The 373-nt window shown below is 40.8% G+C and carries 1 pseudogene; it reads right to left on the reverse strand.

What is annotated here, in order from left to right:
- Positions 1–47: 47 nt before the first annotated feature.
- Positions 48–373: pseudogene (locus tag CIK04_RS30295) on the reverse strand (transposase); the annotation flags it as partial.

Below are 373 nucleotides of genomic sequence, written 5' to 3' on the forward strand. Positions count from 1 at the left end.
CTCTGCAGTATCGCGTTTTTAGCTTGGTAGTCAGGGTCAAGTTTCTATGAGTTTTCGATTCTGTTTTCTACTTTTGCAATCTGATTTTGAGAGCAGTTAAGATAGGTTTGATTGAAGATGCAAGTGATTGAGGAAGGATTTGATGTCGATTCTTTTCCATCGTTTGCATTGATAGTAATTGGTTTCGTCTAGTGACTAAGTCGCTCATTAAACGTATGTTTTCACTTTTTAATTGCGTGAGTTTTGGCTTGATTGCTTCGGCGTAGTGGGCGATAAGCGCCGCATCTAGGCGGTCGTTTTTCGCTTTATTGCCAAGAGCACCAGAAAACTTTTTGATGTGTAATGGGTTAGCGATGACATAAGGCAGATTGGC

This window comes from Vibrio sp. 03_296 (assembly GCF_002265885.1).